Source organism: Nitratidesulfovibrio sp. D1 (assembly GCF_051133415.1).
Classification (GTDB): domain Bacteria; phylum Desulfobacterota; class Desulfovibrionia; order Desulfovibrionales; family Desulfovibrionaceae; genus Cupidesulfovibrio.
The window spans coordinates 565,037-585,743 of sequence record NZ_JBPGNZ010000003.1 but is presented as its reverse complement, the minus strand read 5'-3'; the positions used below and the strand labels follow the sequence as shown (position 1 = coordinate 585,743).

Genomic DNA, 20,707 nt, shown 5'->3' with positions numbered 1-20,707 from the left:
CCCTGCTTTCCGCATCTTTCGTGCTTTCCGACCGTTCCATCCGGCGCGCCCGCTGCCGGATGCACCGTCGCGTGCTTTCCGTGGCCCGTTCCGCGGACCCGTACTCGTGACGCTCCATTGCTTCCGCCGCCGCGTCCTCTCCTGACCTTCGCGGGTCGGTCCGGCGCGGCGCGCGGCTGTTCCCGGCACGCGCGGCATGCGCCGCGCGCCAGACCGCACCCCGGAACGGACGCAAGGAGCCTTGCCGTGTTCACCATTCACAAGACCATCGACGGTGTGCTCACGCCCGTGGACCACATCGAGCCCGACTGCTGGGTGAACCTGTCCAACCCCTCGGACGAGGAATTGCGCCGCGCCTCGGTGCTGCTGGGCATTCCCCTGGACCACCTGACCGACCCGCTGGACGCCGACGAACGCGCCCGGCTGGAGCACGAGGACGGCGTGCTGCTGCTGGTCATCCGCGTGCCCCTGGAAAACGCCGCCGACGCGCGCGTGCCCTACGTGACGCTGCCCATCGGCATCGTGATCACCCGCACCGCCGTGGTCACGGTGTGCCGTTCTCCGCGCGACATCGTCAGCGAGTTGCTCAACGGCCGCGTGCGCACCATGGACACGGCGCGCCGCCTGTGCCTGGCCATCCATCTGCTGCAACGCACCGCCATCGCCTACCTGAACGACCTGAAGGACATCAACCGGCGCACCGCGTTCATCGAGCAGCGGTTGCAGCAGTCCATGCGCAACCAGGAACTCATAGAACTGCTGAACATAGAAAAGAGCCTCGTGTACTTCACCACGTCGCTCAAGGCCAACGACATCATCATGGAAAAACTGCTGCGCACCCGTACCCTGCGCATCAGCGAAGAGGAAAGCGACCTGCTGGAAGACGCCATCACCGAAAACCGCCAGGCCATCGGCATGACCAACATCTACAGCGACATCCTTTCCGGCACCATGGACGCGTTCGCCTCCATCATTTCCAACAACATGAACACGGTGATGAAGTTCCTGACCGGGTTCACCATCATCCTGATGATCCCCAACATCATCACCGGCATCTACGGCATGAACATCGACACGCCCCTGCACGATTCGCCCTATGCCTTCGGCATCGTCTCCGGGGTGACCGTGGGGCTGTGCCTGGCGGCCTGGCTGGTGTTCATCAAGAAACGCTGGCTGTAGCCCGCGCCGCCCGCCCGAAACGGCGGAACGCCCCGCCTGGCCGGTCCGACCGGTCCATGCGGGGCGTCGTTCGTTTGCGGCGAAAGGGGAACGGCCCCTAGGGGCTGTTTCTAAATTAGGATTTTTCGTTCGTTGGCAAGGAAAACGAGCCTGCCATGAGGGAGTGCCTCAGCCGTTAGGCGAGCGCGCAGCGCGAGTCTTACGGATGAGGACCGCAAAGCGCGGCAGCCGTTATGCGAGTCTTCGAGCCTTACGGATGAGGACCGCAACGCGCTCTTATCGTATTCGACCGAGCCTCAGCCGTTAGACGAGCTTGCGAGTCTTACGGATGAGGACAGCAAAGCCATGGCAGGCGAAGTTTGACCGCGTTGCGCACGATGTCCGTAGGGCTCGCAAGCTCGCCCACGGCCACGCTTCGCGCCCTTCAGGTCGGATGCCAACGGGCGAAAGGACAATTTAGAAACAGCCCCTAGCGCTTGCCGTCCTTGTGCCGGGTCTTGGCCTCGGTGCGCTCCGGATTGCCCGCCAGATGCCGGAAACGCTTCTCGGCCACGCGGGCGAAGTCGCCCACGATGCGCGGCAGATCGGAATCGTTCCATATTCCGGCAAAGCCCTGCACCGCCCGGACCGCCGGAGCCAGTTCGTACCCGTCGGGCGCGTCCGGGGACAGGGCCACGTCGTCGTACCGCACCGCCCCTGCCGTGCCCAGGGCGTCGGACAGCAGGGTGGCCATGGTTTCGGCGAAGAACCTGCGCACCTCGTCGGGCGATTCGGCGCGGTCCAGACGTTCCCGGAAGCCGGGCAACTGCGCCTGCTCCAGCCGGGTGAACGAAACCTGTCGGGTCATGGGCACCTCCTTGCCGGGGCCGCCGTGGCAAAGGAAGACGGCGGACGCGCGGCCCCCGAAGGGTCCGCCGTCTTGCCCCCAGCGTAGCAGAAACGCCCCCCCGCGCAAGCGGAGGGGCGTGCATGCCGGACCGGGAAGGACGCCGCCGGTATGGGGCGTAGCCAGCCTCAGCGCGAGCAGCGGTCGATCATGTCCCAGAACTGGCGGGCGATGGCGTCCGGGCTGAAGACGGAACGCAGGGACAGGATGCGTTCGAGGCCGTACGCCCATTCCTCCCTGCCGAAGGTATCGCGCGCCTTGCGCATGTAGCGCAGCACCACGTCTTCGGAGATGTCCTCGCGGATCAGGTAGGGGTAGTCCTCGCCCAGGAAATGCAGCGCGTCGCCGTCGTCCTTGTGGACCAGCATGTTCACGCCGCAGGTGGCGGCGATGATGCCCTTCATGAACGGCTTGAACACGCGCTCGCCCATCTGCGGGCGCACCGCGTAGTGGAAGTTGGCTTCGCTGAGACGCTTGTACCAGTCATGGTTGGGCACGTCGCGGGTGTCGGTGTACACGATGCCCAGCATGTCCTTGATGGCGTCGAACAGCAGCAGGTTCTTGGGCGCGCCGAAGTAGTACGGTGCGAACCTGTCCGTGGGGGGCGTCACCTGCCCGATGCGCGGGTCGGTGCAGTGGGCCACGAAATAGACCGGAATGCGCGGGCATTCCTGCGCGTAGTATTCATACGCCTTCTGCGAGCAGCAGATGATGCCGTCGTAGAATTCTGCGCTGCCCGGTTTCGGCCCGCCGTCGATGATGTCCACCAGCAGGATGTTGCCGTTGCGCTTGAACTGCCGCAGCAACCGCTTGCGGTTGATGATGTTCTTGTGCGCGATGACGATGGAATTCCTGATGGTCTTGAGGTTGGTGCACCCGATGTCGTGGCCTTCTCCGCCCCGCCTGGACACCAGGTCGGCATGCATGAAGGTGCGCATCAGCACGCTGGGCGAGCACTGGTCCACATGGCGCATCACGGCCGCGTCGGCCATGTCGAACCCGTCGTACACGTCGTGGTACAGCCGCGCGAAGCCGCGCCACAGCAGCGGCCGCCAGCGATGGATGTCGCCCCGGATGTTGACGGTCACGCGGTTGAAGTGCGTCCTGACCTCTTTTTCGAACACGAAGACGATGTTCATGCATCCACCATGTTGGCGTGTCGAATCCGGGTTTGGCGGCGTGCCGCTCCCGCCGTTCAGCCGCATGCAGCCGCCATTCCGGGGCCGCCGTGGCGTCCGTGAATGGCGGCTGCTGTCAGACTTCTTCAAACCGCACGGGCAGGCTAAGCCCGCCCCCGCAGGCTGTTCCGTTCCTTACCGCGTCAGCTTGCGGAACTTGATCCGGTGCGGCTGGATTGCTCCATGACGGGCACGCTCGCTACGCTCGCGGTGCCCTGTTCCGCCGTGCGGGCAGGCCAAGCCCGCCTCGCCCGGCGCGGCGCTACGCGCCGCCGGGCAGCCGCGCGCAGCGGGCGCCGCCTCCGAACCCCGTTCCGGCCTCTACCGCGTCAGCTTGCGGAACTTGATCCGGTGCGGCTGCTCGGCGTCCTTGCCCAGGCGCTTCTTGCGGTCTTCTTCGTATTCCGAATAGTTGCCGTCGAAGAAGACCACGCTGGAATCCCCCTCGAAGGCCAGGATGTGCGTGGCGATGCGGTCCAGGAACCAGCGGTCGTGGCTGATCACCAGCACGCAGCCCGCGAAGTTCTCGATGCCGTCTTCCAGGGCCCGCATGGTGTTCACGTCGAGGTCGTTGGTGGGTTCGTCGAGCAGGATGACGTTGGCGCCCGACTTCAGCATGCGGGCCAGGTGCACCCGGTTGCGTTCGCCGCCGGACAGCACGTCCACCTTCTTCTGCTGGTCCTGGCCCATCAGGTTGAAGCGCGAGCAGTAGGCGCGGGCGTTCACCTCGCGGGCGCCCAGCTTGACCGTCTCGTAGCCTTCGCTGATCACCTCGTACACGGTCTTGCCGGGGGTCAGCGAATCGCGGTTCTGGTCCACGAAGGCCACCTGCACGGTCTCGCCGATCTTCAGTTCGCCCGCGTCGGGCGTTTCCACGCCCGCCAGCATCTTGAACAGGGTGGTCTTGCCCGCGCCGTTGGGGCCGATGATGCCCACGATGGCCCCGGCGGGGATGATGAAGTTCACGTCTTCCATCAGCAGGCGGTCGCCCAGCGACTTGGACAGGCCGCTGGCCTCAAAGACCGTCTTGCCCAGACGCGGTCCCGGCGGAATGTAGATTTCCAGATCCGGGGCGCGCTTTTCGCTTTCGTGGCTCAGCATGGCCTCGTAGGCGTTGATGCGCGCCTTGCCCTTGGCGTGGCGGCCCTTGGGCGACATGCGGATCCACTCCAGTTCGCGCTGGAGGGTCTTCTGCCGTTCCACCTCGGACTTTTCTTCCTGTTGCAGGCGCTTTTCCTTCTGCTCCAGCCACGAGGAATAGTTGCCCTTCCACGGAATGCCGCGCCCCCGGTCCAGTTCAAGGATCCAGCCTGCCACGTTGTCCAGGAAGTAGCGGTCGTGGGTCACGGCGATGACCGTGCCGGGGAAGGTCTGGAGGAAGCGTTCCAGCCATGCCACCGACTCCGCGTCCAGGTGGTTGGTGGGTTCGTCCAGCAGCAGGATGTCCGGGCTTTGCAGCAGCAGGCGGCACAGGGCCACGCGGCGGCGCTCGCCGCCGGAGATGACCGACACGGGCGTGTCGCCGGAGGGGCAGCGCAGGGCGTCCATGGCCATTTCGAGGCGGGCGTCCAGGTCCCAGGCGCCCTTGGCGTCCATCTGCTCCTGCACCTTGCCCTGGCGCTCGATGAGGGCGTCCATCTCGTCCGGCTCCATGGGCTCGGCGAATTTGGCGTTGATCTCCTCGAATTCCTTCACGAGGTCCACCACGTCCTGCACGCCCTCTTCCACCACCTCGCGCACGGTGCGGGTTTCGTCCACCAGCGGTTCCTGCTCCAGGTAGCCGATGGTGAAGCCCGGCGCGAGCACGGTCTTGCCGTCGAAGTTGGGGTCCACCCCGGCCAGGATCTTCAGCAGCGACGACTTGCCCGAGCCGTTCAGGCCCAGCACGCCGATCTTGGCGCCGTAGAAGTAGGAGAGGGAAATGTCCTTCAACACCTCGCGCTGGCCGTGGCGCTTGGTGACGCGGATCATCGAATAGATGATCTTGTCCGGTTCGTTGCTCATTGCGTCCACCTTTCGGGGTTATCGTCTGGTCGGGGTTGTCGTCTGGTCGGGGTTGTCGTCTGGTCGGGGTTGCTGTCCGGCTTCAGGGACCGGGCCGCCCGGCGCCGCTGGATGCGGCGCGCGCCTGGCGCGCCGCGCGGGCGGGCATGCGGAAACGGCTCCGTTCGCCGTGTTCGGGGATATGCCGACGAAACGCGGCCCTTGTGCTTTTGCAGACCGCGAGGATTTTGTCCAGTGCGCGGGGGCGGCATTCCGGAGCGCCACCTAGTGCGCCCCGCCCCCCTGCCGCTCCGGAAACATCCGTGCTATGCTGGTCGGCGTGACGCCCGTCACGGCGCATGGCCGCGCCCGGCCCTATGATGAACGCACAGGCCCGGCGCACAGGCGCAGCCGCGCCCGGTTCATGCCGGACCACACGAAACCCCACGGGAGGCCCCATGCATCTCGCCCCGTCCACGTCCATACACGAACTTGTCACCGAACGTCCCTACCTCATCGACGTGCTGGCCGACTTCGCACCCGCCTTCGCCAAGCTGAAGAATCCGCTGCTGCGCAACACGCTGGGCCGGGTGGCCACGTTGCAGCAGGCGGCGGACATCGCCGGGCTGGAGGTCAACGGCCTGATGCTGCACATCGCGCGCGGCGTGCTGGACCATTCCACCGAGGCCGTGACCATCGTGCCCAAGGGCGCGCCGGGCACCGCCGCCAAGCCCGCCCCCGAGGCGGAGGCGTCGCCCTGCGCCGCCACCTGCGGCACGCCATGCGACGCGGGACAGGCATCCGCGGCGCCCGCATCCCCCCTTTCCGACGCCGCGCGCATGAACACCCTGAAGGAACTCATCCGCGAACTGCACGCCGGGGCGGACCCGGCCGGGCTGAAGGCGCGCTTCGCCGCCGCCGTGGGCGACATCTCCGGCGGGGACATCGCCCGGCTGGAACAGGCCATGGTGGCCGAAGGGCTGCCCGAGACCGAGATAAAGCGCCTGTGCTCGCTGCACGTGGACCTGTTCAAGGGCGCGCTGGACGAGGCCCCGGCGGTTTCCGCGCCCGCCGGGCACCCGGTGCGCACCTACATGGACGAGAACGCCAAGGCCATGGAACTGGCCGACGAGATCATCGCCCAGGTGGACCGCATGCACCGCACCCCCGGCGACCGCACCTCGCCCGTCGACGAGATGGCCTGGTCGTTCAGCAGCCGCTACGTCAAGGAACTGCTGGAAGACCTGGCCCGCATCGAGGTGCACTACACCCGCAAGGAAAACCAGCTGTTCCCCCTGCTGGAGGAAAACGGCATCGAGGCCCCGCCCAAGGTCATGTGGGAGGTGCACGACGACATCCGCTCCCTGTTCAAGGCCGCCCGCGCGGCCCTGGAAAACCTGGCCGCCACGGCGGCCGCGCTGGCCGCGCGCGACGCGGCCGAGGCCGTGAAGGACATGGTGTACAAGGAAGAGAAGGTGCTCTTCCCCATGGCCCTGGAATCGCTGAGCGAGGCCCAGTGGGCGCGGGTGCGCCACGGCGAGGACGAAATCGGCTACGCCTGGGTGACGCCCGGCGTCGAATGGACGCCGCAGGCCGTCCCTGTGATGGGGGCGACGGGAGTGACGGGCGTTCCCGGTACGGCGGGTGCGCGACTGGTGAACCTGGACACCGGCGCGCTGGCCCCCAGCGTGCTCAACCAGATGCTGCGCAGCCTGCCGGTGGACCTCAGCTTCGTGGATGCCGACGACCGGGTGGCCTACTATTCCGACGTGCCGCACCGCATCTTTCCGCGCAGCGCGGCGGTGATCGGGCGCAACGTAAGCAACTGCCATCCGCCCAAGTCGGTGCACATGGTCGAGGAAATCCTGGCCCGGTTCAAGAGCGGCGAGCGGGATTCGGCCGAATTCTGGATCGAACTGGGCGGGCGGTTCCTGCACATCCGCTACTTCGCGGTGCGCGACACCGACGGAACCTACCTCGGCTGCCTGGAGGTATCGCAGGACGTCACGGACATCCGCGCCCTGACCGGGCAGCGCCGCCTGCTGGAATGGAGCTGAGCGGCGCGTCCCGTATCCGAAAGCCCGGCGGCCTCCGCCGGGCTTTTTCATTTTCCCGTACGAACCCTTGCGATTCACATAAAGTTATGTCCTAGTCGACCGAACAAGTCCCGTATGACCACGCGGCGCACCGCCGCCAACCATTCGTCAACATGCAGTCTTCCGGGGGGCACACTCGATGACCATACGCCAGAAACTCATCTACGGCCTTGGCGCGCTCACCCTGCTCAACCTGGTCATGGGCGTGGCCATGGTGCTGGCCCTCGGCAACATCAACACGCTGGTGGACGAACTGGTCTCCAAGCACGTGGAACTGGAGGAGACCGTGTACGCCATGCAACACGACGTGAGTCAGTTGCGCCGCTACGAAAAGGACGCCCTGCTCAACATCGCCAATGCGGAACGGCTGCGCGGCTACCTGCCCCGCCACGAAAAGGCCGCCGCGGACCTTGCCGCCCACACCGACGACGCCGAACGCAAGCTGCGCGCCATGCCGGAACTGGCCGACCTGCTGCGCCAGGTGGCCGCCATCCGCTCGCTGAGCGGGCCGTATCTTTCCGCCTTCTCCGGCCTGACCCGCGAGGCCCCGGCCGCCGGGCTCTCCGCCGAACAGGCCAACATCCGCTTCGACGCCGGGCGCGAACAGGCCCGCAAGCTGGAACAGGCCATCGACGAACTGACCAGGGCCACCACCGCGGCCACCCGCGAGCACGCGGAAGAAACCAACGACACCGGAACCATGCTGCGCACCGGCGCCGCCGTGGCCTTTGCCGTGGCCGTGCTGATGGGCGGCCTGCTGGCCGTGGGCCTGTACCGCACCATCCAGGCCCCGCTGGCGGCCCTGACCGACTTCGGCAGGCGCATCGCCGACGGCGACTTCGAGCACAGGACGTCGTTCCGCTTCACGGCGGAAATGGCCCAGCTGCACGAAACCATCACCCACATGGTGGACGCCATCCGCGAGCGGGTGGCCTACAACCGGGCCATCATCAACCGCGTGCCCGACCCCATCATCGTCACCGGCCCGCGCCGCAACATCCGCGCCCTGAACAGCGCGGCGTGCACCCTGCTGGGCCACGCCGAGGACGACCTGATCGGCAAGCCGCTGGGCAACTACCAGGGGGCCGAAATCTACGGCACCGAGCCTCCCATCGACCGCCTGGCCCGCACCAACGAGGCCGAGACGCAACTGGACTTCACCCGCCAGCTGGGCGGCGAGACGCGCCACTTCCATTCCCGCGCGGCCACGGTGCGCAAGCCCGACGGCACGCTGGTGGGGTACATGGAAATCCGGCAGGACATCACCGGCGTGAAGCGCGGCGAACTGGAGGCGCGGGAACGCAGCGAGCGCATCGCCGGGGTGGCCCGCGACGCCGACGCCATCGCCACCACCGTGGCCGAGGCGGCGGACCAGCTTTCCGACCGGGTGGGCGAGGCCGCGCGCGGCGCCGACAGGCAGTTGCAGCGCAGCACCGAATCGGCCACGGCCATGGACGAAATGGCCGCCACCGTGCGCGAGGTGGCCCGCAACGCCTCGGACACCAACAGGACCACCTCGGAAATGGCCGAGCGCGCCCGATCGGGCGCGGACATCGTGGAAAAGGTGGTTTCGGCCATCGAGGGATTGGGCAGCCATTCGCGCGAACTGCGCAGCGAAATGGAAAAGCTGGGCACCCAGGCCAGCGACATCGGCAACGTGCTGGGGGTCATCAGCGACATCGCCGACCAGACCAACCTGCTGGCCCTGAACGCGGCCATCGAGGCGGCCCGCGCCGGTGACGCCGGGCGCGGCTTCGCCGTCGTGGCCGACGAGGTGCGCAAGCTGGCCGAAAAGACCATGAACGCCACCCGCGAGGTGGAAACCGCCATCGGGGCCATCCAGCTTTCTGCCCGGCGCAGCGCCGAGGCCACGGACGTTGCCGTGCGCGGCGTGACCGACAGCCAGACCCTGGCCAACGAGGCGGGCGGCATGCTGCGGGAGATCGTGCAGGCGGTGCAGCAGGCCTCGGACCAGGTGAACTCCATCGCCACCGCCGCCGAGGAGCAGGCCGCCACCGGTGACGAGTTGAACCGCATCATCGCCGAGGTGAACGAAATCTCCGGCGCCACGGCCATGCGCATGTCCGAGGCGGAAACCGCCATCGCCGAGCTTTCGGCCCAGGCCGCCGCCCTGCGGCGGCTGATGGACGCCATGAAGTGACGCACAAAGGCCCCCGGCACACGCCGGGGGCCTTTCCGTTGCGGTGGCACGGCGGCCCCGCGCTTTACAGTCCCAGCACGTCCAGCACGGCCAGCCGCAAATCCTCCACGCTTGCGGCGCGGATGACGGCATCGGCCTGGGCGTAGCTGATCCCGTTCAGGTCCAGCGGTTCCGGCTGCGGCGGCTCGGGCGTCATCCGCCACGTGCCGTCCGGCTGCAATACCGCGCCCGGCGCGGGGCGTTCCTCGTCCACGGGCACCGCCCCGGCGGGCAGGACGTGTTCCAGCCCTGCCGCCACGGCGTACAGTTCCGACGTTCCGACAATGCCATAGTGTCGCATCAGAAGGCCCTCCTGCAGCGCATGCGCGAGTATGTCGTCGTGTAGGCCAGAGGGCTGCCGGCGACGTTCCACCAGAAACGATTGTTGGCGAAGGTCCGGAAAAGGATGACGTCGCCCGCGTGCGCCTGCCCGTAACACCCCACATCCTCGGAACTGGTCCGCGTGGTGCCCGTGGTGATCCACCTCCCGGCGGTGGCGTCGTGGATCTCCACCGCCGGAAAATCCGCCAGCGGAACCCCGAGCGGATTGTGGTGCGTGTACTGTGCCGCAGAGGCCAGATATCCGCCATTGTTGATGGGTATCACGGCCTCCACGCCGTGGTGGAACGGCACCGCCGCCGTCACCGCGCCGCCGCCCACCACGGCCTTGCCCACGTAGACACGCTGCGTCTGCGCGCCTTCGGCGCGGCGCATGATGTTCTCCGCCGGGCTGTACCAGTCGCCCACGCCAACGCGTCGCGCGTTGGCGTATTCGGGGGCATCGGCCGTACCGCCCAGCGCCAGCGCTCCGGTATCCGGATTACGGTCCACGTACAGCCAGTACGTCGCCGCCGCGCCCGGCAGGGTGACGGCAAGGTTGTCCGTGAGTTCCGACGCGACGCTGGTGCCGCCGTTGCCGAAGCACACCCCGAAGGGATTGGCCGGGTCGGCCAGCAGGGTCACCGTGAGCCCGGAGAACGACAGGAAGTCCGGCAGGGCCAGGTCGTGGAACGGCGCGGCCAGTGGCGCGCCCATGCGGCAGCGCAGGATGGTCTGGGGCTGCTTGGCCTCGGCCCCGGACACTTCGATGGCGTTCAGGCGGGCCAGCACGCCGGACAGGCCCACCGGCGCGGCGGCCATGGGCGCGTGGTACGCCTTGATGCACGGCACCACGGCCACGTTGCGGGGGCGGGTTTCGGTCCCGCCAGTGCTTCCAGTAACGCCACCGATAGCGGAATGTTGTACGGTATTGAGGCCGCTCCACCTTATGTTGGTGTTCGTGTTGGACGAGCCTGCTGTAATCGGGTACGGGCCAATAGTGTGCGAGTGAGAACCTAAGAGTGCGCTTTGCGCGCTGCCCGGCACGCGCCCGGCGTCCACGCCGCGCCCGAGGTCCGCCCCGCGCCGGAACTCGCCGCGCAGGTCGGGCAGGATGGCGGAAAGGGCCAGCGGATCGCCGGTCAGGTAGGCCACCAGGTCCGGGTACGCCTCGCGCGTCACGGTCTGCCCGGCGCAGGTCAGGAAGCCTGCGGGCACGGTGTGCACCGGAAAGTCCAGGATGGCCCCGATGGGCACGAAGGCGGCGGAGGCAACCACGTCCTCACGCGCCGAGGCCACGGCCTGCGCCGTCTCGTCGCGGGCTGCCTCGGCCTGGGCACGGGCCGTTTCCGCTCCGCTCCGGGCGGCTTCCGCCCCGTCACGGGCCGCCTCCGCCCGTCCGGCCCCGGCGTCGGCGTCCGCCGCCCGGCTCCCGGCGTTCAGGGCCGCCACCTCGGCACGGCCCACGTTGACGGTGATGCCCGCCAGCAGGGCGTCGGTGCGGGTGGTCTGGTCGGTCAGCGGCACCTTGACGCAGCGGCCCACCTCCTCGCGCAGCTGCTGGGCCATCAGGGTCAGCCGGTCGAAGCCGCGCTCCAGCATTTCCGCGTCCAGCACGCCGGTGTTGCGCAGGTCCATCTCCTGCGTGAAGGGCTGGTCCAGCCACAGCGTCAGCTGTTCGCCCGCGCCCACCATGCCGGGCGCGCCCGGCGTCCCCGGTATGGTGGTCACGCTGCCCCCGCCTCCGGGCAGCGCGGCGGCCGTGTAGTCCGTGCCGTAGGCCAGCACCCTGTCGCCGCCGGTGCCGCTCACCACGGCCCGCACGTCCTCGGGCCGCAGGAACGGAAAGGTCACCGGCCAGTCCGTCTGCACGCCGTCTCCGGCGTAATGCTCGACGGTGTTCGTCGATACGATGGTCATTGCCGTCTCCTTCGCTTGGACGCCGCCCGCGTTTCCACGGCGCGCCCGTCACATGCCTTGGGGGGCCTTCCGGTCATGCCAGCAGAACGCCGCGCGCGCCCTGCAAGGTGTTGCCGATGATCATGCCGCTGCGCCACCCCTGGCGCACCTGCGTCCACGGGTCGTTGGCCATGTCCAGCAGCAGCGAGGCGCGGCTGTCCGCCCCGGCGGCCTGGTACTCCAGGGCGCGCTGCCGCCGCTCCGACTGCCGCCGCACGTCCAGCACGTCCGCCTCGGCGGCGGTGGACTGGTCCTGCAACACGTCCAGGGCGCTGCCCGAGCCCGCATCCATGCCCGACGCCGCCAGCAGCGAGCGCACGCTGGCCTGCTGCGAACGCGCCTGGCGCTGCAACGCCCGTTCGGTGCGCTCGGCGTCGCGCTGCGTCTCCTCGATCTGGTAGCGGGCCTGCAACGCCGTGTTGCGTTGGGTGGTCGCCTGGTATTCCTGCTGGGCCTTGGCCGCGCGGGAATCCTGGTTCATGTCCATCAGGGTGTAACCGCCCTGCAGAATGGCCGCAGCCGCCAGGGCCTGAACGAGTCCGCACATGGTCATCCTCCTGTGTTGGTCGGTTGTTCCGGCGCGAAGCTGGCCGCAAGAAAAACGCCGGAGGTGAAAGGGTGAAACAGCGCGCCTCCGTGCCCCAGGGGCATGGCGCGCGCGGCCACGGAGAATCCGCACCGCGCCAGCCAGCGCGCCGTGGCCGGACGTTGCGCCAGGGCCGGGGCGTGGACCATGTTCAGCAGCCGGGGCCAGACGGCGCGCATGCGCGCGGCGAACAGCGGTCCCAGCCGGGCCAGCGCCCGGCCTTCCGCATCCAGCGCCGGGGTGCCGAACAGCCACGGCGCAGCCGTGCCCGGCATGCCGGGGAATGGCCGCGCGCCGAACAGGGCCACGCAGCGTCCGCCGCGCAGCACCGCCCAGCGCAGGGGCGACAGGGCGAAGGCCCGCGCCGCCTCGGCCACGGCCCCGCGCGGGCCAAGGGCATCCAATTCCGCCCGGTCGCGCGGGCGCAGGCGGGGCAGCACTTCATGCAGGTGTTCGCGGCGCGCCGGGACCACGCGCAGCCGGGCGGGCCCGTCCGCGCCGCGCCGGACGAACCCCGTGCGCAGGGGCGGCGGGCATGGGGATGCCCCCGTGGTGGAGGTCGGACGCGCGCTCATGCCTCGCCCACCTCCACCTCGCTAATCACCGCCAGCACCGTCAGCGGCAGGGGGTCGTCCTGCCGGACGTGCAGGCCGCCCTGGGTGCCCAGGCGGGCGTCCAGGGTCACCTCGCGGTCGCCGTCGAAGAGCGGCAGCGCCTGCCCCGGCGGGTCCTGCGCGGTGCGGAACAGCACTTCGCGCAGGTGGTCCGCGTCTGGCCCGGCCTTGAACCCGGTCGAACGGTACAGCCGCACCCGCGCCCGGCCCACCCGGCGCACCCGGCCCTGGGTGGGGCCGTCGCCCGCCACGAACTCCTGCGTCATCGGCGCAAGGTCGCTGGCATACGGCAGCCCGGCGTGGATCACCGAGGCCGGGCGGTCCAGTTCGATGCGTCCGCCGGTCACGGTGCGCGGCGGGTGCACCCAGCCGTCGGCCAGGATGGACACCTCGCGCCCCTCCAGATGTTCCAGCCCGCCCAGCACGGCCACGGGCGGCCCCTGGTACGACAGGCCAGAGTCCACAAAGAACGCCGCCGCCGGGGTGTCCGCCTCGAAGGCCGGGTCCAGCCGTTCGATGTACCGCCGCTGCGCGCCGTCCACATCGCGGCGCACCACCAGCCACAGTTCGTCACCCCCGGCGGGGTCGGACGGCGGTCCGGGCACCACGCACAGCGCTTCCACCGCGCCGCCGGTCTCGTGGCGGTGCCAGCCCGCCACCTGATGCTCGGCGATGAGGGTGAGCCCGGCCATGGAGCCGTCGTCCATGGCGCACCACACCACCGAATGGGGCGACTGCTGGTAGGCCCAGTCCACGATGTTGCGGCCGCGCAGCATGTGCTCGGCCAGAATGGTCTGGTCCGCGCCGGAATAGCCGTCCACGTCGAGACTGTAGCGGAAATCGCGCACGGCCCGGCCGCCGCGCTGCACGGCCAGCACCCCGTCTCCCACGGCCAGGGGCGGCAGTTCGGCCGAGCCGCGCGCCGACTGGAACTCCAGCAGGCAGGACAGGGGCGAGAACGGCTCTCTGCCCTGCCCGGAAAGGGTCCATTCGCCGCCGCCGGTACCCACCAGCAGCTTGCGGGCGGGCATCATCCAGCGCACGGCGCTGACCGTTTCCGAGGCGATGGTCACGGTGACCGCGTCGTCGGTCTGGAGCGGGCGCGAGACGTCCATGTTCTCGTAGCAGCCTGTGCGGCTGGCCCAGATGGTCTGCGGGTGGCTGCGCGACCCCGCGAAGCACAGCCGCTGCTGCCAGAACTGCACCGACGAGGGGTAGTCGTCCTCGCCTTCGAAGGGGTTGCGGTGCTCGGGCGGCCCTTCGGCGAAGTCGGGCGTGCGGCCGGTGTCGGCATAGGTCTCGCCCGTGGAGGCGGTGCCCAGCAGCCCGTACACGGAGGCCCCGCCCCCGGCCTTGTAGACGCGGTATTCGCTGGCCCCCTCCACCGCGTTCCAGGCCAGGTTCACGGGGGATCCGTCCGCCGGAGTCCCGGCGGCGACGCTCAGTTCCGCCGTGGGCAGGCTTTCCTCGCCGGTGTCCACGGACACGGCGGTGACCACGTAGCGGTGCTGGCGCGACCCGGACGGCGCGCCCGTGGAGCGCAGCCCCGTGGGCGTGGCCACGCGCGGGCCGAAGTCCACCGTCACCAGCCGCCAGTCGGCGTGGCCGTGGCGTTCCAGCTTGCGCGGGGCGGCATGGGGCGTGACCAGGTAGAGCACGTCGGCCGACTGGCACCAGCGCAGCGTGGGCAGGTGTTCCGCCGCGTAGGGGGTCTGCGCCTCCAGGGGCGCGCCCCCTTCGGCCAGCACCAGCCCGCCGCGCCACCACACCCGCAGCCGTTCCGGCGCGAATTCCAGCACGTAGGCCTGTTCCTCGTTGAACACGAAGGGGATGAGCCGGGGCGGCGCGGTTTCGTCGGCGCACGGCCCCATGAAGCGCAGCCCCGGCCGCCGGAAGGCAGGGCCGTGCGGGTGCAGCAGCATGTTGCGCAGCACGCGGCAGCCGCTGGAGTAGCGGGCCTGGTCGCCCCGCGCGGCCATGAGGGGCGACAGTTCGCCCGCGTTGAAGCTGTTCTGGATCAGGGTGGTGCGGGCCATGGGCTACCTCGCCGTCAGCCAGGGGTTGATCTCAACGGGGTCGGACGCGCCCTCGGCGGCGTCGGCCACGCGGGCCGCCTCCAGGGCGTCCCCGAAGCGCTGGAGCATGGACTGCTCCAGGCGCGAACTGTTCATCAGCGGCACGGCCAGCGCGGTGGCCAGACGGCGGGCCAGCGCTTCCACGAACAGCGCCGGGAAACGCGCCGGGTCGGTGACGCGCACGGTCAGCACCGCCTCGGCCGGGGCCGCGTCGGTGTACAGGGTGCGCGCCTCCACCACCTCGAAAGGCTGGTTGCCGCGCAGGCGGCGCACCCGCAGGCAGTCGCCCGGCAGCCGGTAGGCCCAGGCGAAGCCGAAGGGCGGCACCGCCGCCAGCGGGGCCAGCGAGGTGTAGCGGGTGGCGAAGTTCCAGTGGTGGTGTTCCAGCAGTTCGTCGCGCGCCTCGGCGTAGTAGCGGGAGCACAGGTCCGCCTCGCGCGAGGGCTGGTCCAGGGCCACGATCTCGGGCGCGCCCAGGTAGCGCAGGGCCTTGTTGCAGATGGACACCTCGCTGGTCTGGACGGCGCTGCCCGTGAAGCCGGTGGCGGCGCTCATGACCGCCCCCTGCCGCGCGGGCGGCCGCCCCTGTTCCCGGCGGCTACGGCGACTCCGGTGACTCCGGTGACTCCCGTATCTTGGGCCGCCACGCGCTGCCGCTCGCGCAGGCGGCGGGCCGTGGCCCGGCGCATGGCGGCGCTGGGCGGCACGGCGGGGTCTGCCGGTTCCGCCGCTTCGGCCGATGCGGTCGGTTCCCCCGAGCCGGGAGTTCCGGCCTCGCCGCCCTGCCCTTCGGCCGCGCGCAGCATGCGCCGCAGGGTGGCCTCGTCGGTGGACGGGTCGAAGGCCACCCCCAGCAGGGCCAGCCGGGCGCGCAGGGCCGCCAGGCGGAAGCGGCGCACCTCGTCCCGCGTGGGCGGCGCGGGCGGGGCGGCATCGCCCGCCCCGCCGGGTGCGCAATCCACGGGTTCCTCGCTGCCGCCGTGCGCCTTGCCTATGTCATGCCTGTCGTCGTTCATGGGGCACCTCCGTGCCGTGGCCCCCGCCCGCCGGCAATGCGCGGGCGGGCGGGGGGTTGCGGTCAGCGGCCGCGCTAGCGCGGCAGGTAGTCGAAGACGACGTCCACGGTGCCGGAGGCCCCGGCGTCGTCGGTGCCGATCACCACGCGCACGTGGCGGCGGCAGTCGGAGGGCAGGGGCAGGCGGCCCAGCACTTCGCCCCCGGCCCAGGTGCGCCCGCCGGGGGCGCTGCGCCGGAACGACACCGGCAGCGCGGCGAAGGCGACGCCATCGTCGCTGTCCTCCAGCATCAGGGTAAGACTCTTGCCGTCGCCCAGGGTGACCGGCGTGGCGGCCACGGCGGCCACCTCGGCCGCGCCCATCATCGAGCCCGCGCGCTGCGGGCCGCCGTTGCCCACGGCCTGGGCGTTCTTGGGCAGGGTCTGGCCCTTGGCCAGGTGTTCGCCGTGAATGCGCAGCATGTGTCCGTACATGCGTCTCTCCTTGTTCATCGGCACCGCCGGGCGGTGTCCGTCATGATGTTGCGTGAAAAGGCGCGGCCCCGCGCCGCTACAGGGCAAGCACCTGTTCGGTGCCGTCCTTGAAGTTGTAGGAAGTGACGATCTCGATGCCGTTCCAGTGGGTGATCTGGCGGTCCATGTCCTTGCCGCCGGGCACGATCTGCAACGCACCGGCCTTGTAGCGGTACAGCAGGTTGCGGGCGCGCTCGTGCATGAACAGGTAGGTGGAGCCGGAGGTGGCGCGCACCTGGGCCAGCATGTCGTCGATCATGGCTTCGGTGGGCACGTGGTCGCGGCTCACGTTGACGATGGCCGCCACGCTGTGGGGGTTGGCGATCTGGATGCCCAGGTACGACTTCAGCCGCAGGCCGAAGACCAGCACGCCCTGGTACTGCCCGCTGGTGGCCTTGTAGAGGTCGCCGCCGTTGATGGGCTGCACGTCCAGCACGGTGCCCTGCTTGAAGCATTCCGGGCTGTACAGGCCGCAGGTCTCGCCTTCCACGAAGCGCACGGCCAGCATGGAGTAGCAGCCGCCCGCCGTGGCCCCGGCGTCGGTGACCTTGCCGTGGTCCAGGGCGAAGGCGCGGAAGTTGTCGTAGATGATGCGCTGTTCGGCCGACATGCCCGAGCGGCGCAGCACCTTGGGCATCTTCTTGGAGAAGTACTTCTCCTTGCCGCCGAACATGCGGGCGGTGTCCTCGGGCACCTCGATCTCGCCGCCCAGGATGGACAGGTCCACCTTGCGCAGGTTGCTGGTCACCTCCACCGAGGGCAGCGGGGCGTTCATGTCCACCCAGCCCGCGCCCTGCACCTCTTCCACGTCCTCGTACATGTTCCACAGGCCGTGGCTGGCCTCTTCGAAGGGAACGATGCCCAGGATGGGGGCCTCCTCGGTCAGCCCGTCCACCTGCTGCGGCTGCGTGGATGCCTGCTCGTTGCTCAGATCCTTCAGCGTCTTGCCCATGCCGGATGCCTCCTGGCGGTTAACGTTTGGCGAACACGACGGTCCGCAGGAAATCCTCGGTGCTCATGGCCTCGCCGCGCGCGCCCGCCGGGCCGGAACCCGCGCCCAGCGAATCCTCGCCCATGCGGTCGCCCACCAGGGCCATCAGTTCGGCGAAGGTGGGGTGGTTGCCCAGCCCGGCGCGCACCAGCGGGGCCAGCCGCCCCTCCATGCGCGCGTCCAGGCTGCGCACGGCGCGGCGGGCGGCGTCGATGCGCTCGTCGTAGCGGCCCTTCCACAGGGTGCGCAGGCCCGCCTCGCAGCCGTCGGCGGCCAGGCCGCCCGCCGCCTCGTGCTCGGCCACGTAGAAGTCCACGGCGGCGCGGGCCTGTTCGGGGGTCAACCCCTGCGCGGCGCACAGCGCGCGGAAGCGGTCCGCCGCCTCCGTGTCCACGGTGAGGTGGTCCGGCAGGTCGAAGACGTAGTCGGCGGCGGCGCGGGCAGCGCCGGGGGGGCCGGACGGGGCGTCCGGCGGGTTGGGGATGGCGGGGACGGCGGCATCGGGCGCGCCCACATCGCCCGCCGGATGGGAAGGCGCGGCAAGGCCCGTGCCGGGGGCCGTACTGCCCGTGCTGTGAGCCGTACCGGCGGATGCCGCCGGGGCCAGTGTCTGTTCCATGGTGTCCTCCGTTGCAGGGTTGAAGGCGTGAGAGTTGAAGGCGTGTTTCTCCGGCGCAGACGGGGTCAGCCCCGCCGTCCGCCGGGGTTCAGTTGTTCCCCGGCCCAGCGCCGCGCCCCTTCCAGTTGGATGCGCAGCAGGCTGGCCGGGTCGGCCATGGCGATTTCCGCCGTGCGGTCGCGGGCGTAGTCGTAGAGGGCAGCGGCCCCGTGGATGGCGGGCTCGGGCCGGGACAGGCGGTCGTTGGCGCAGGCGGCGTCCAGCCAGTGGCGCAGCACGCGCACCCCGGCCCCGCCCTCGGCGTGCAGCACCGCCGCCAGATCGTCGAGGTAGGCGGCAAGCCGGGTGCGCTCCTCGCGCCGGGCTCGGCGGGCCTCTTCCACCTCGGGGCCGAGCAGGTCGGTGAGCAGCCCGTCCAGCCCTTCGGCGTCCAGCGCCAGCAGGTCGGCCAGTCCTTTGTCGGGATGCAGCGTGCCGTCGGCGTGGGGCGCGAAGCCCGTCGTGTCAGAACGGATGGCGTCCGAATGGATGAAGGCATCGGAACGGCTCATGGGCGCGCCTCCGTGGCCCGGTCGCCGTCCGCCTCGCCGCCCGCAGCATCCACCCCGGCAACCCCATCCGCGCCCAGCGCCCTGGCCAGCGCGCCCACGGCGTCCGCCGCCCCGCGCGCCACCGCCGCACCCTGCGCCGTCTGTCCGGCCTCGCGCGCCGCGCGCAACCGCAGCACCTCGGCGTCGGATCGCACCACCTTGGCGGGCACCCCGCCGATGGCGGCCAGCTCGTCCACGGCCTGCTCGAAGTCCACCTTGTCCAGCACGCCGGGCGCGGTGGCCGACAGGGCCGTGACCTCGGCCGCAAACTGGCGGATGGACTGCGCCGCGCCCATCCGCTGGGCCTGGGCCAGCGCCGAGACGTATTCCACGCGCATCTCCAGCCCTTCCAGTTCCGGCGGGTTGGGCGGCAGCGCCCCGGCCCGGCGCAGGATGCCGTAGGTGCGCGTCAGCAGCGGATCAAGCAGTTCCGTCTGGTGCCGCTCGATGACCGGGCCGAGCATGAGCAACTTTTCCTGCCCGCGCTCGGCCACCTCCGCCGCCGTGACGTTGGAGCGGCCGTCTGCCGTGAACATCAGGAACAGGTCGTTGAAGAACCCCTCGCGCACGGCCTTGCGCACGTCGTCGATCTTGCGCGTCACCGCCGCGATGTCCGGGTTGATCTGGTAGAGCGGGGCCACGGCCTCGGGCTGGCCCGGCGCCACGTAGTTCTGCGCGCCGGGAATCAGGTTGAGCCGTTGCTTGAAGCCGGTGGGCACGCGCATGGGCGGGTTGACCACCTTGTGGATGGCCAGCAGCTGGCTGCGGGCCATTTCCTGCAACATCTTCACGTCGGGCAGCACGTCCATGCCGGGCGAGCGGCCGTACACGTCGCCGCCGGTGACGTCCCAACGCGCGGTAAGGTGCGGGAACTCCTCGAAGCCGCCCTCGTGCAGCAGGTCGCCCGCCGCGCCGTCCGCCTCGAACACCAGCGACTCGAAGGGCATGTGCAGGTTGCCGTCGCGGCCGGGGGTGCGCACGGCGCGGGGCCGCACCAGGTGCACCACCTCCACGTGGCGGTTGGGGTCCTTGCGCAGCATGCGCCGCGTGCCGGTGGACAGCCGCGCCTCGCCGTAGCGTTCCGCCAGTTGGCGCACGGTCATCAGCATGCGGCGGGCCACGGTGTCCACGCGGCCCGCCGCGTCGCAGGCCCAGGCGAATTCGCCGCAGGTCAGCGCGGCGAACCGGGTCAGCCGTTCCGGGTCCACCTCCTGGTACAGGTCGGCGGAGCCGAAGGCGGCCAGTTCGGTGTAGAGCGCGTGCGACGCCTGGTAGAAGTTGCTGCGGGCCAGCGCCCAGTACAGGCGCTGCTCCACCGCATCCAGCCAGCGGCGCGCCGGGCCGGATTCCGCGTCGGCCCCGTCGGCCAGGCGCAGGCGGAACCACGGCCGCGCGGGCGAGGTGAGCCCGCCCTGCATGCCCGCCGCCAGGATGCGCACGGCGCGGGTGGCCGTGGCGTCGATGACCCGGCCGCCGCGCGTGTCGTCAGCCGGGGCGCGCAGCGGATCGCGCCCGTGCATGCGCCCGCGCCGGGGCAGGACGTAGGCGGCGATGTCGCGCCACGCCTCGTCCCAGGGCGAGCGCTGCCGCTCCAGAAAGTCCACCGCCTCGCGGGCGTCGCGCAGTCGTTGGCTGGTCATGCCCGCCTCCTCACAGTCCCAGCAGCGTCTTGCGCTGCGTCTCGGGCGTGCCGGGCACGCCCAGCGCCCCGGTCAGGATGGTTCCCTGCCTGCCCCGCGCACGCAGCGCGGCGCGGCGGGCGTCCTCGCGCGCGTCCTCCACGGCCTTGGCCTCCTGCTCGGCCACCTCGTCGGCGGCCGGGGGGGCCGGCGGGGCCGGGGGCTCGGGGGCCTTGTACGATTTGCCGCCACCACCCATGGCATTGTCTCCTTAGCTGGGGTGCGC

19 protein-coding genes are annotated in these 20,707 nt (G+C 70.2%); 3 read left to right on the top strand and 16 right to left on the bottom strand.

The genetic code is table 11. The features are described from left to right. The first annotated feature begins 246 nt into the window (after positions 1-246). Positions 247-1,179: a magnesium transporter CorA family protein gene (locus ACR4XJ_RS08125; protein ID WP_434754751.1), complete on the top strand. Its 933-nt coding sequence runs from the start codon at positions 247-249 to the stop codon at positions 1,177-1,179. A gap of 469 nt (positions 1,180-1,648) precedes the next feature. Here the strand turns inward: ACR4XJ_RS08125 and ACR4XJ_RS08120 are convergent, their stop codons facing one another. The 3 genes from ACR4XJ_RS08120 to ettA all read right to left on the bottom strand — a co-directional run bounded on the left by ACR4XJ_RS08120 (position 1,649) and on the right by ettA (position 5,247). Further along, positions 1,649-2,026, bottom strand: a complete 378-nt coding sequence (locus tag ACR4XJ_RS08120) for a hypothetical protein (RefSeq protein ID WP_434754750.1) — start codon at positions 2,024-2,026, stop codon at positions 1,649-1,651. 167 nt (positions 2,027-2,193) lie between these two features. Then, a complete protein-coding gene (locus ACR4XJ_RS08115; protein ID WP_434754749.1) occupies positions 2,194-3,204 on the bottom strand; it encodes a hypothetical protein in 1,011 nt (336 codons plus the stop codon). Between the two features lie 360 nt (positions 3,205-3,564). Further along, entirely contained in the window at positions 3,565-5,247 is a 1,683-nt protein-coding gene (gene ettA / locus ACR4XJ_RS08110) for an energy-dependent translational throttle protein EttA (protein ID WP_434754748.1), read from the bottom strand. Positions 5,248-5,684: 437 nt separating this feature from the next. Here ettA and ACR4XJ_RS08105 point away from each other — a divergent pair, with 437 nt between their 5' ends. Both ACR4XJ_RS08105 and ACR4XJ_RS08100 read left to right on the top strand, forming a co-directional pair. After that, entirely contained in the window at positions 5,685-7,283 is a 1,599-nt protein-coding gene (locus ACR4XJ_RS08105; RefSeq protein WP_434754747.1) for a DUF438 domain-containing protein, read from the top strand. A gap of 178 nt (positions 7,284-7,461) precedes the next feature. Then, the gene (locus ACR4XJ_RS08100; protein WP_434754746.1) at positions 7,462-9,483 is read left to right on the top strand and encodes a methyl-accepting chemotaxis protein; all 2,022 of its coding nucleotides are present in this window, start codon (positions 7,462-7,464) and stop codon (positions 9,481-9,483) included. Between the two features lie 64 nt (positions 9,484-9,547). On the opposite strand, the gene ACR4XJ_RS08095 is transcribed toward ACR4XJ_RS08100, so the two are convergent. The 13 genes from ACR4XJ_RS08095 to ACR4XJ_RS08035 form a co-directional block, all read right to left on the bottom strand. Next, positions 9,548-9,823, bottom strand: coding sequence for a hypothetical protein (locus ACR4XJ_RS08095; protein WP_434754745.1), 276 nt, complete (start codon positions 9,821-9,823; stop codon positions 9,548-9,550). After that, complete coding sequence (locus tag ACR4XJ_RS08090) at positions 9,823-11,760, bottom strand: tail fiber protein (protein ID WP_434754744.1); 1,938 nt, start codon at positions 11,758-11,760, stop codon at positions 9,823-9,825. Before ACR4XJ_RS08090 ends, ACR4XJ_RS08095 begins: the two co-directional genes overlap by 1 nt. A gap of 73 nt (positions 11,761-11,833) precedes the next feature. After that, positions 11,834-12,346 carry a virion core protein, T7 gp14 family gene (locus ACR4XJ_RS08085; protein ID WP_434754743.1) on the bottom strand — a complete coding sequence of 171 codons (513 nt, stop codon included), beginning with the start codon at positions 12,344-12,346 and terminating at the stop codon, positions 11,834-11,836. A 2-nt stretch (positions 12,347-12,348) separates the two neighbouring features. Beyond that, positions 12,349-12,960: a hypothetical protein gene (locus ACR4XJ_RS08080; RefSeq protein ID WP_434754742.1), complete on the bottom strand. Its 612-nt coding sequence runs from the start codon at positions 12,958-12,960 to the stop codon at positions 12,349-12,351. Continuing rightward, on the bottom strand, positions 12,957-15,035 hold the full coding sequence (locus tag ACR4XJ_RS08075; RefSeq protein ID WP_434754741.1) for a hypothetical protein: 2,079 nt from the start codon (positions 15,033-15,035) through the stop codon (positions 12,957-12,959). The genes ACR4XJ_RS08080 and ACR4XJ_RS08075 overlap by 4 nt, the downstream gene beginning before the upstream one ends. A gap of 3 nt (positions 15,036-15,038) precedes the next feature. Next, the gene (locus ACR4XJ_RS08070) at positions 15,039-15,629 is read right to left on the bottom strand and encodes a hypothetical protein (RefSeq protein WP_434754740.1); all 591 of its coding nucleotides are present in this window, start codon (positions 15,627-15,629) and stop codon (positions 15,039-15,041) included. Then, positions 15,626-16,090 carry a hypothetical protein gene (locus ACR4XJ_RS08065; RefSeq protein WP_434754739.1) on the bottom strand — a complete coding sequence of 155 codons (465 nt, stop codon included), beginning with the start codon at positions 16,088-16,090 and terminating at the stop codon, positions 15,626-15,628. The genes ACR4XJ_RS08070 and ACR4XJ_RS08065 overlap by 4 nt, the downstream gene beginning before the upstream one ends. Before the next feature lie 74 nt (positions 16,091-16,164). Next, positions 16,165-16,563 carry a hypothetical protein gene (locus ACR4XJ_RS08060; protein ID WP_434754738.1) on the bottom strand — a complete coding sequence of 133 codons (399 nt, stop codon included), beginning with the start codon at positions 16,561-16,563 and terminating at the stop codon, positions 16,165-16,167. Positions 16,564-16,639: 76 nt separating this feature from the next. Then, complete coding sequence (locus ACR4XJ_RS08055) at positions 16,640-17,554, bottom strand: major capsid protein (RefSeq protein WP_434754737.1); 915 nt, start codon at positions 17,552-17,554, stop codon at positions 16,640-16,642. A 19-nt stretch (positions 17,555-17,573) separates the two neighbouring features. Beyond that, positions 17,574-18,212, bottom strand: a complete 639-nt coding sequence (locus tag ACR4XJ_RS08050) for a hypothetical protein (protein WP_434754736.1) — start codon at positions 18,210-18,212, stop codon at positions 17,574-17,576. 65 nt (positions 18,213-18,277) lie between these two features. Further along, a complete protein-coding gene (locus ACR4XJ_RS08045; RefSeq protein ID WP_434754735.1) occupies positions 18,278-18,763 on the bottom strand; it encodes a hypothetical protein in 486 nt (161 codons plus the stop codon). Next, on the bottom strand, positions 18,760-20,442 hold the full coding sequence (locus ACR4XJ_RS08040) for a portal protein (protein ID WP_434754734.1): 1,683 nt from the start codon (positions 20,440-20,442) through the stop codon (positions 18,760-18,762). The genes ACR4XJ_RS08045 and ACR4XJ_RS08040 overlap by 4 nt, the downstream gene beginning before the upstream one ends. Before the next feature lie 10 nt (positions 20,443-20,452). Beyond that, positions 20,453-20,680: a hypothetical protein gene (locus tag ACR4XJ_RS08035; RefSeq protein ID WP_333506748.1), complete on the bottom strand. Its 228-nt coding sequence runs from the start codon at positions 20,678-20,680 to the stop codon at positions 20,453-20,455. Positions 20,681-20,707: the final 27 nt, after the last annotated feature.

Coding starts and splice junctions, on each gene's coding strand:
- ACR4XJ_RS08120 (WP_434754750.1), bottom strand. CDS start 2,026: ATGACCCGACAGGTTTCGTTCACCCGGCTGGAGCAGGCGCAGTTGCCC.
- ACR4XJ_RS08115 (WP_434754749.1), bottom strand. CDS start 3,204: ATGAACATCGTCTTCGTGTTCGAAAAAGAGGTCAGGACGCACTTCAAC.
- ettA (WP_434754748.1), bottom strand. CDS start 5,247: ATGAGCAACGAACCGGACAAGATCATCTATTCGATGATCCGCGTCACC.
- ACR4XJ_RS08105 (WP_434754747.1), top strand. CDS start 5,685: ATGCATCTCGCCCCGTCCACGTCCATACACGAACTTGTCACCGAACGT.
- ACR4XJ_RS08100 (WP_434754746.1), top strand. CDS start 7,462: ATGACCATACGCCAGAAACTCATCTACGGCCTTGGCGCGCTCACCCTG.
- ACR4XJ_RS08095 (WP_434754745.1), bottom strand. CDS start 9,823: ATGCGACACTATGGCATTGTCGGAACGTCGGAACTGTACGCCGTGGCG.
- ACR4XJ_RS08090 (WP_434754744.1), bottom strand. CDS start 11,760: ATGACCATCGTATCGACGAACACCGTCGAGCATTACGCCGGAGACGGC.
- ACR4XJ_RS08085 (WP_434754743.1), bottom strand. CDS start 12,346: ATGTGCGGACTCGTTCAGGCCCTGGCGGCTGCGGCCATTCTGCAGGGC.
- ACR4XJ_RS08080 (WP_434754742.1), bottom strand. CDS start 12,960: ATGAGCGCGCGTCCGACCTCCACCACGGGGGCATCCCCATGCCCGCCG.
- ACR4XJ_RS08075 (WP_434754741.1), bottom strand. CDS start 15,035: ATGGCCCGCACCACCCTGATCCAGAACAGCTTCAACGCGGGCGAACTG.
- ACR4XJ_RS08070 (WP_434754740.1), bottom strand. CDS start 15,629: ATGAGCGCCGCCACCGGCTTCACGGGCAGCGCCGTCCAGACCAGCGAG.
- ACR4XJ_RS08065 (WP_434754739.1), bottom strand. CDS start 16,090: ATGAACGACGACAGGCATGACATAGGCAAGGCGCACGGCGGCAGCGAG.
- ACR4XJ_RS08060 (WP_434754738.1), bottom strand. CDS start 16,563: ATGTACGGACACATGCTGCGCATTCACGGCGAACACCTGGCCAAGGGC.
- ACR4XJ_RS08055 (WP_434754737.1), bottom strand. CDS start 17,554: ATGGGCAAGACGCTGAAGGATCTGAGCAACGAGCAGGCATCCACGCAG.
- ACR4XJ_RS08050 (WP_434754736.1), bottom strand. CDS start 18,212: ATGGAACAGACACTGGCCCCGGCGGCATCCGCCGGTACGGCTCACAGC.
- ACR4XJ_RS08045 (WP_434754735.1), bottom strand. CDS start 18,763: ATGAGCCGTTCCGATGCCTTCATCCATTCGGACGCCATCCGTTCTGAC.
- ACR4XJ_RS08040 (WP_434754734.1), bottom strand. CDS start 20,442: ATGACCAGCCAACGACTGCGCGACGCCCGCGAGGCGGTGGACTTTCTG.
- ACR4XJ_RS08035 (WP_333506748.1), bottom strand. CDS start 20,680: ATGGGTGGTGGCGGCAAATCGTACAAGGCCCCCGAGCCCCCGGCCCCG.